The sequence below is a fragment of the Acidovorax sp. CF316 genome (assembly GCF_000276605.1).
Classification (GTDB): domain Bacteria; phylum Pseudomonadota; class Gammaproteobacteria; order Burkholderiales; family Burkholderiaceae_C; genus Acidovorax.
Genome location: NZ_AKJX01000266.1, coordinates 1 through 8,184, shown reverse-complemented (window position 1 = coordinate 8,184; position 8,184 = coordinate 1). Strand labels below are relative to the sequence as shown.

8 protein-coding genes are annotated in these 8,184 nt (G+C 69.6%); 1 reads left to right on the top strand and 7 read right to left on the bottom strand.

What is annotated here, in order from left to right:
* Positions 1-110: 110 nt before the first annotated feature.
* The 7 genes from PMI14_RS29900 to PMI14_RS29870 form a co-directional block, all read right to left on the bottom strand.
* The gene (locus PMI14_RS29900; protein WP_007860789.1) at positions 111-776 is read right to left on the bottom strand and encodes a response regulator; all 666 of its coding nucleotides are present in this window, start codon (positions 774-776) and stop codon (positions 111-113) included.
* 208 nt (positions 777-984) lie between these two features.
* Positions 985-2,019: a tripartite tricarboxylate transporter substrate binding protein gene (locus PMI14_RS29895; RefSeq protein WP_007860788.1), complete on the bottom strand. Its 1,035-nt coding sequence runs from the start codon at positions 2,017-2,019 to the stop codon at positions 985-987.
* 146 nt (positions 2,020-2,165) lie between these two features.
* A complete protein-coding gene (gene hpnE / locus PMI14_RS29890) occupies positions 2,166-3,479 on the bottom strand; it encodes a hydroxysqualene dehydroxylase HpnE (RefSeq protein WP_007860787.1) in 1,314 nt (437 codons plus the stop codon).
* A complete protein-coding gene (locus PMI14_RS35175; RefSeq protein WP_007860786.1) occupies positions 3,476-4,303 on the bottom strand; it encodes a hypothetical protein in 828 nt (275 codons plus the stop codon). The genes hpnE and PMI14_RS35175 overlap by 4 nt, the downstream gene beginning before the upstream one ends.
* A gap of 22 nt (positions 4,304-4,325) precedes the next feature.
* Positions 4,326-5,165 (bottom strand): presqualene diphosphate synthase HpnD, encoded by an 840-nt coding sequence (gene hpnD / locus PMI14_RS29880; protein ID WP_035206314.1) that lies wholly within the window; start codon positions 5,163-5,165, stop codon positions 4,326-4,328.
* A 111-nt stretch (positions 5,166-5,276) separates the two neighbouring features.
* Positions 5,277-6,572: an HD-GYP domain-containing protein gene (locus PMI14_RS29875; RefSeq protein WP_035206313.1), complete on the bottom strand. Its 1,296-nt coding sequence runs from the start codon at positions 6,570-6,572 to the stop codon at positions 5,277-5,279.
* Between the two features lie 152 nt (positions 6,573-6,724).
* The gene (locus PMI14_RS29870; RefSeq protein ID WP_238541929.1) at positions 6,725-7,621 is read right to left on the bottom strand and encodes an amino acid ABC transporter substrate-binding protein; all 897 of its coding nucleotides are present in this window, start codon (positions 7,619-7,621) and stop codon (positions 6,725-6,727) included.
* Between the two features lie 239 nt (positions 7,622-7,860).
* Between PMI14_RS29870 and PMI14_RS29865 the strand changes: the two genes are divergently transcribed.
* Positions 7,861-8,184, top strand: a 324-nt coding sequence (locus tag PMI14_RS29865; RefSeq protein WP_007860776.1) for a GntR family transcriptional regulator, incomplete at its 3' end; no start/stop codon positions are given.

Below are 8,184 nucleotides of genomic sequence, written 5' to 3'. Positions count from 1 at the left end.
CCTTCTTTCTTTTGGCGACGCAAAAGAAAGAAGGTGCGCCGCCGGGCGCACATCCCGGCCTCCGCCCTCAACCAAGGCATGCAGCAACCTTAGCCAACGAGCAGAAGCCATCACTCCTGCTCCAACGCATACCCCAACCCCCGCAAGGTCGTGATGCGTACCCCACTCCCATCCAGCCTCTTGCGAAGCCGATGCACAAACACCTCGACGGCTTCAGGATGCACATCCTCCTCATCCGAAAACACCCGGTCCAGTATCTGCTGCTTGGAAAACGGCTCCCCGCTGCGCTGCACCAGCACGCGCAGCACCGCCTGCTCCCGCGGCGACAGGGCCAGCGGCTCGCCGTGCAGCACGAACTGCTTGCGCGCCCCGTCGTACACCAGCGGCCCGCAGGCCAGGCGCGGGTGCTCGGTGCCGCGCGCGCGGCGCACCAGGGCGTGCAGGCGGGCCTCCAGTTCGGCCAGCTCGAAGGGCTTGGCCAGGAAGTCGTCGGCCCCGGCGTTGAGCGAGCGCACGCGCTCGTCGAGCGAGTCGCGCGCGGTCAGGATCAGCGCCGGCAGGCGCTGGTCGCGCGCGCGCAGGCGCTGCAGCACGGCGTGGCCGTCCAGGCCGGGCAGGCCCAGGTCGAGCACCAGGGCGTCGTGGTCGCGCTGCTGCAGCGCGCGGTCGGCCAGGCGGCCGTCGGTCACCCATTCGACCTGGATGCCGGCGTGCTCCAGCGCCCGGCTCAGCCAGGTGCCCAGGGTGTGTTCGTCTTCGGCCAGGAGGATGCGCATGGTGGTGGCTGGATGCTACCTGCGCGCCGACAGGGCGGCGCGTGGCTCAGAAGGTGTGAATGGATCCGGCGTGCCAGAGCAGGCCGTCAAAACGCGTGCGATCTAGGCGCAAAGCGCAGCCATAGCTCGGGCTATGGCGAGCATTTGCAACGACGAGCGCGCGTGTTTTGGCGGGATGAGCGGGCATGGCGGGTTCGTTCACACCTTCTTAGTCCGGTTTCACCTTGGCGCGCAGCAGCACCTTCTTCCAGCGCGCCTGTTCGGCCGCGATGAACTGCGCGAACTGCGCCGGCGTGTCGCCAATGGCCTCGGCGGCATCGGCATTGAGGCGCTCCAGCGAGCCCTGCGATTTGACGGCCTTGGCGGTCTCGGCGGCCAGCTTGTCCAGGTTGGCGGGCGCCAGGTTGGCCGGGGCCAGCATGCCGTACCACTGTGTCATCTCGAAGCCGGGGAAGCCCTGCTCGGCCACCGTGGCCACATCGGGCAGCTGCGGCAGGCGCTTGGCCGAGCCGGTGGCGATGCAGCGCACCTTGCCCGACTTGATGAACGGCAGGATGGCCGCAGCGCCCACGGCCGAGGCATCCACGCGGCCCGAGAGCAGGTCGGTCAGCATCGGGCCGGTGCCGCGGTAGGGCACGTGCAGCATGAACAAGTCGGCCGTCATCTTCAGGTACTCGAAGGCCAGGTGCCCGGCGCTGCCGTTGCCAGCGGAGCCGTAGCTCAGCTTGCCCGGTTTGGATTTGACGTAAGCCACGAACTCGCGCAGGTTCTTGGCCGGCACGTCGGGGTGCACCACGTACAGGCTGGGCACCTTGGCCAGCAGGCTCACGGGCTTGAAGTCCTTGTTCGGGTCGTAGGGCAGCTTGTCGAAGATGAAGGGGTTCACCGCCAGCGTGCCGATGTGGCCCAGGATCAGGGTGTGCTGGTCTTCTGCGCGCGCCACCTCGGACATGGCGATGTTGCCGGCCGCGCCGGGCTTGTTGTCCACGAACACGCTCTGGCCCAGGGTCTTGGTCAGCTCGGCCGCCGTGGAGCGTGCCACGATTTCGGAGCTGCCACCGGGCGCGAAGGGCACCACGAAGCGGATGGACTTGGCGGGCCAGGCGGCCTGCGCCCGGGCCATGCCGGGCAGCAGGCCCGCAAGGGCGGCGGCGCCGCCGGCGGACAGCAGCTGGCGGCGGCGCGCGTCCAGAGAGGACAAGGGGGAGGAAGAGGGGGCGTGGGGAGTGAGGAAGGGATGCATGGGGTTGTCTCCGTCAGAAGCGGCTCGAAAGAAAAAAATGGCCTGCGCCGATGGTGGCGCGGGCCTGCTTTCGGAATGCTGTCAGTCGGGGCCCATCCTGTGCCTTCGGGGGCCTGAAAGACTCGGGGTTTACCCGAGGCGGGCACTCAGCCCGCCAGCGCAGCAGCAGCAGCAGCAGCGGTGCCGCACAGCACGGCGCCTTCCAGCGTGGCCGGGTAGGGGCCGTCCACATAGTCGCCGCAGGCCACCAGGCCAGGCGCCACCTGCATGCCGGGGCGCGCCAGGCCGGGCGTGCAGGCAAAGGTGGCGCGCTTTTCCACCACGGTCTGCAGGGCCTGCAGGCCGGGCAGACCCAGTTGCTCGATGGCCTGGCGCAGCACCTGCTCGGTGACCACCGCGCGCTCGCCGGTGCTGGCGCTCACCACGAAGGCCAGCACGCCGTGCAGGCCGTCGAGCTGCCCGCGGTCGAACACGAACTGCGCGGGCATCTCTGCCGTGTTGCGCAGTGCCAGCATGGGCTGGGCGAGGCGCGCGCCCGTGCCATGGGCATACACGGTGGTGATGGCTTCGAAGCGCAGCGCATCGGCGGTGGCGCACCACTGCTGGCGCGTGGCATCCTGCCCCGCCGGCAGGCCCGTGGCGCCTGCGATCAGGCGGCTGGCCTCCCACGGTGGGCAGGCCAGGGTGATGTGGTCGAACGGGCCTGCGAAGTCCGTGCCCTGCAGTTCCCAGCGCCCATCGGCCTGCTGCGCGATGCCCTGCACGCGCTGCCCGGCATGCACCGCACCGCCATGCTGCGCGGCCAGCCAGCGTGCCGCGGCCTCGGGGAACAGGGCGCCCAGGTTCACGCGCGGCAGCAGCAGGTTGGAGCCGCCCCGTCCGCTGAACAGGCTGTCGCGCAGCACGCGCAGGAACACCTGGCCGCTGGCCTCGTGGGCAGGGGTGTTGAGGGCCGATACGCACAGCGGGTCGATGAACTCGGCCACCAGCCGATCCGGCAAGCCGGCGCACAGCTGCGCCACCGAGGTTTCGGGCGCGCAGCGAAAGCCGCCCAGTTGCCAGCCGCTGGCCGCGCGCAGCAGCGCCAGCTTGTCGCGCCAGCCCCAGCCGCGTGCGCGGGCGATGCCCAGCACGGCGTCGAAGGGGGGCGGCAGGTCGGGCAGGGCCAGACCCGTGCCGTCGGGGAACTGCAGCGTGAGCGGCAGGCGCAGCAGTGCGGACCCCGCATCCACCCCCACCAGGCGCATCAGGCGCAGGCTCTCGGTGTAGGCGCCAATCAGGATGTGCTGGCCGTTGTCCAGCGTGGCCGCCGTGCCGTCGGGCAGGGTGGCCTGCACCGCACGGGCGCGGCCGCCCACGGTGCGCGCGGCCTCCAGCACGGTGACGGCGTGGCCTGCCTGCGCGTGCGCGATGGCCGCGGCCATGCCGGCCCAGCCGGCGCCGATGACGGCGATCTTCATGAAGCGGATGGCCGGGGCTTGGCTGCGCTGGCGGGTTTGCTGGCCAGGGCCGCCTTGCAATGCGCCTGCACATCGGCCGGCGCGGTGCGCAGCACGGCGGGGTCGGCGCAGCGTTCGCGCAGTTCGTTCTGGGCGCCCCGGTGGCCCGCAGAGCCGGCATGCGCCAGCAGGCGCAGCCCGGCCAGGCTCATCTCGGCAGCCGCCGATGGGGCGGGGGCCGCTGCCGGTGGCTGCGCCGTGGCGCCGGCCTTGACCGGCACAGGCACGGGTTGCGCAGGCTGTGGCAGCGTCTTGGCCCCGTGCACCTGGGGCATGCGCTCGATCACGCTGAAATCGCCGGTCTTGCCCGCCTGCGCCACCATGCGCTCGTACAGGCCCATCATGGCAGCCGTGTCGGAGCCTGTGAGGCTGGCAGCGGGCTTGGCCAGGTACGCGGCCACCTCGGGCGGCAGCGCAGCGTTGACGGCGCTGAAGCCATGGGCCGCACCACCTGCGGCGTCGGCGGTGCCGGCCGCCTTGCCGCCGGCCCGGGCCGCATCATCGGCCAGCGTGGCGGCGCCTGCCCCGGCCGCGGCAGCCTTGCCGGCCGTACCGGCCGCGGTGGCTGCTTCGCCCGCCACCCCGGCGGCCCCGGCCGCGCCTGCAGCCCCGGCTGCCTTGCCCGCGGTGCCCCCGGCTGCCTTGCCGGCCCCGCTGGCGGCCTTGCCCAGCAGGCCCCAGAAGGCGTGTGCGGGCTGGGGCAGGGCGGCGGCGCCCAGGGCGAGCGCCAGCACGGCGGCACCGGCCAGGTGCGGGAGGGGCGAAGGGCGCACAGAATGGTTCATGGCGGGTTTCCCGGGGGACGGACTACATGCGCCCCAGCGCCTGCACCTTCCACGCCAGCCAGAACTTGCGCAGCGGGGTCAGGCGGATGCGCTGGTGCAGCACCTGGAAGTTGTCGCGTTCGATCTCGCGCAGCAGGGTGCGGTAGATGCTGGCCATCATCAGCCCGGGCTTTTGCGCGCGGCGGTCGGCGTCGGGCAGCAGGGCCAGGGCCTCGTCGTAGGTGCGGTGCGCGCGCTCGGCCTGGAACTTCATCAGCGCGGTGAAGCGGTCGGAGTACTGGCGCTTCAAGATCTCGTGCGCCTTCACGTCGAACTGCTGCAGCTCTGACACGGGCAGGTAGATGCGGCCCATCATGGCGTCCTCGCCCACGTCGCGGATGATGTTGGTCAGCTGGAAGGCGCGGCCCAGGGTGTGGGCGTACTGCGTGGTGCGCTCGTCGGTCTGGCCGAAGATGCGCGCCGTGACCTCGCCCACGATGCCCGCCACCAGGTGGCAGTACTGGGTGAGGCCGGCGAAATCCAGGTAGCGCGTCTGCTCCAGGTCCATCTGGCAGCCGTCGATCACGGCCTGCAGGTGGCGCTGCTCGATGCCATAGTCGGCCGCAAGCGGCATCAGCGCCTGCATCACGGGGTGGGTGGGCTGGCCGGCGTAGGCCTTGGCCACCTCGGCCTGCCACCAGGCCAGCTTGGTGCGGGCCACGCCAGGGTCGCTCACTTCATCGACCACGTCGTCCACCTCCCGGCAGAACGCGTAGAACGCCGTGATGGCCGCGCGCCGCGGCGCCGGCAGGAACAGGAAGGCGTAGTAGAAGCTGCTTCCTGAGGCGACGGCTTTTTGTTGTACGTACTGCTGCGGTGTCATGGGGGGCGATTGTCCCATGTCCGGGCCCCCACCCGGTGGCGGGCGGGATTTGCCTGTGGGGCAGTCAGCCGCCTGTCACAAAGGATGGGCAGCTATGCTTTTTGATGCGGCTTACAGCCGCTCGGCAGCCCAGTCGCACCAGTTGGCCACGGCTGTGTCGCCCGGCGTGGCGCGCTGGGCGAGGTCGGGCCAGCGGCGGTGGCAGGCATTGAGCACGCTCTGCAGCTGGAAAATCGCTTCGCGTCCCACCAGAGCCACCTCGGCCAGGCCCATGGCGTCGCCCTGCAGCTGGGCCATCAGGTCGGCCTGGTGCTGCGGGTGGGAGCCGGCCTCGACCAGGGCCTTCTGCAGCGCCATCAGCCGCGCATCGGCAAACGCGAAGGCGCTGGAGGGGGGCATGGCCTTGAGCAGGGCCGGAGGCAGGGCGGTCTTGAGTTCGTCCCATTTGATGAAGGCGTCGGCCAGCAGCTCGGCCTGGCGCGGGGCATCGTTGCCCAGCGGCATCAGCGCCGATTCGCGTGCCACCTCTTCCTGCAGCAGCGGGAGGATGTGCCCCACCAGCGCAGACGGGAACTTGCGGTGGTTCAGCCGCAGCACCAGCGACAGGCGCTGTGCCGGCATGTCGTCGTATTTCTCGAAGAAGGCGGCCACCACTTCGGCCAGCATCAGGATGCGGCCCATGGGCGAGATGTCGGCCCCCGCCAGGCCGCGCGGGTAGCCGCTGCCGTCCATGCGCTCGTGGTGTTCCAGCACGGCGGTCTCGGCCGCTTTGGGGTAGGCGTTGGTGTCGCGCACCATGAGCATGCCGGTGATCGGGTGCGCCACCAGGTGCTTGCGCTGCACGCCCACCGCCTTGAAATCGGGGTCGTTCCAGGCCGGGTCCATGTGCAGCACGCCCAGGTCATGCAGCAGGGCGGCAGCGGCCAGCGTGGCGCAATCGCGCTCGGGCATGCCGGCTTTGAGGCCCAGGAACACGGCCACCATCATCATGCGCAGGCTGTGCTGGTACAGCTCGGGCCGCTTGTCACGCATCACCGTGAGCTTGCAGGCCACGGGCCCGGGCAGCGGCAGGGAGCGCAGCGGGGCCAGCAGGCGCACGGCGGACCCGATGGCCTCGGCCAGCAGATTGACCAGGACATCCTGCGCCGCCAACTCCTGGCCGGTGGCAATCAGGACCTCCACGGTCACGGGGTTGTCGATGGTCAGGTGCTTGTCGATGGGCTCGCGCAGCTTGTGCTGCACCAAGCGGTCGTACAGGCGGCTGTCGATGCGCGCGCCCTTTTCCACCAGCTTGATGCCGTTGTCGGTGTAGATGGCGGCGCCCGCCACCACCGTGCGCTCGTCGGCCATGTCGGTCAGCGCGCGCAGGTAGTGGGGGCTGTCGGTACCATCCAGGCCAGCAGCCATGAGAGGGTCTGTCGTCGTCATGCAATAGCTACAAATTATTACTATCGACTATAAAACGACTACGGTCCATCACCGACGGGAATTCGGCTGGATTTCAGGAAGCGAAAGGGGTCGTCTTGATGCAGGTCAAGCCCCTTGCCGTTCGCAGGGGCTCAGAACGCGATCTGCTCGACCCCGATGTCGCTGGGCCGGCGCAGCGCTTCCTTCATGAAGATGCTCATCGGCAGGGTGCCCTGGTCCGAGCTGAACCAGCGCTTGTACAGCGTCAGCATCTCGCCCCCCTGGATCATGCGGCGCGTGACGCGGTCCACCAGCTCCTTGAACTTGGGGTCTTCGCGGCGCAGGCCGATGCTGTAGGGCTCCACCGAGAGGCGCTTTTCCAGGAACAGGTAGTCGTCCATGGACTTGCCCAGGCGCGTGAGCGGGATCCAGATGCCGGCGTCGTCGGCAAAGGCGGCGTCGGCCTCGCCCTTGGCCAGTGCGTTCACCGCGTCCAGCGTGCTGTCCACCGCCACGTAGTTGAACTTGCGGTTGAAGGTGCGCTCGTTGGCCTTGAGCAGGTTTTCGTTGGTGGTCTTGCCCTGCACGGCGATCTTCTTGTTCTGCAGGTCGTCGAGCGTCTTGATGCCCGAATTCTTGCGCACCAGGAAGGCCGAGGAGGCGACGAAGATGTGGTGGCTGAAGGAAATCTCCTTTTGCCGTGCCGCGGTGTTGGCCGTGCCGCCGCACTCCAGGTCCACCACGTTGTCCTTCACGTCGCTGATGCGGTTCTTGCCGTCCACCAGCAGGTACTTGAGCTTCAGGTCCGGGCGCTTCAGCTCCTTCTTGATCTCCTCGAAGATCTGCAGGCAGATGTCCACGGTGTAGCCCTGCACCTTGCCGCTGCTGGCGTCCTTGTACGAGAAGGGCAGCGATTTTTCGCGGTGGCCCAGGCGCAGCTCGCCCGAGCTGGCAATGCGCGCCAGCGTGTCTTCGGCCCAGGCGGGGGCGTTGGCCAGCAACAGCGCCGCCATCAGCGCCACGTGGCGCAGCATCGAAACAGATTTCATGGAAGGATGAAAAGAAAAGGAGCCGGGCGGGTGCCCGATGAAAAAACGCCAGGGACCATGCCTTGTGGGCCGTCCTGGTCGATGCGCGGATTGTGAAGGGGCCTTGGCCGCTTTGCCACTGTCTCGCCCTTGGGCGTCGGCATTCCGCCACATTCACCGGCCGCGGCGCGGGGCGGCAATCATGGGCATGATCCTCGGGACTGCCTTTTGCTGCCGCCTTTGAACGCACGCCCTGTTCCATGGAATCTCCCGCTCCTGGTTCTCCTGCCTCCACGCCCGCCACGCTGCACCTGGCGGTGGACCGCAGCGCGCGCGAGCCGGTCACGGAGCAGATCCGCAAGGCGCTGCATGCGGCCATTGCCCAGGGGCGGCTGGCCCCGGGTGCGCGCCTGCCGTCCTGGCGCGACCTGGCCTCGCAGCTGGGCGTGGCGCGCGGCACGGTGCGTGCGGCGTACGAGGCACTGATCGATGCCCAGCTGATCGTGGCCCTGGGCGCGGCGGGCACCTTCGTCGGGCGCCATGTGGCGCCTGCACCGGTGGCACTGGCTGCGGGCCCGGCTGCC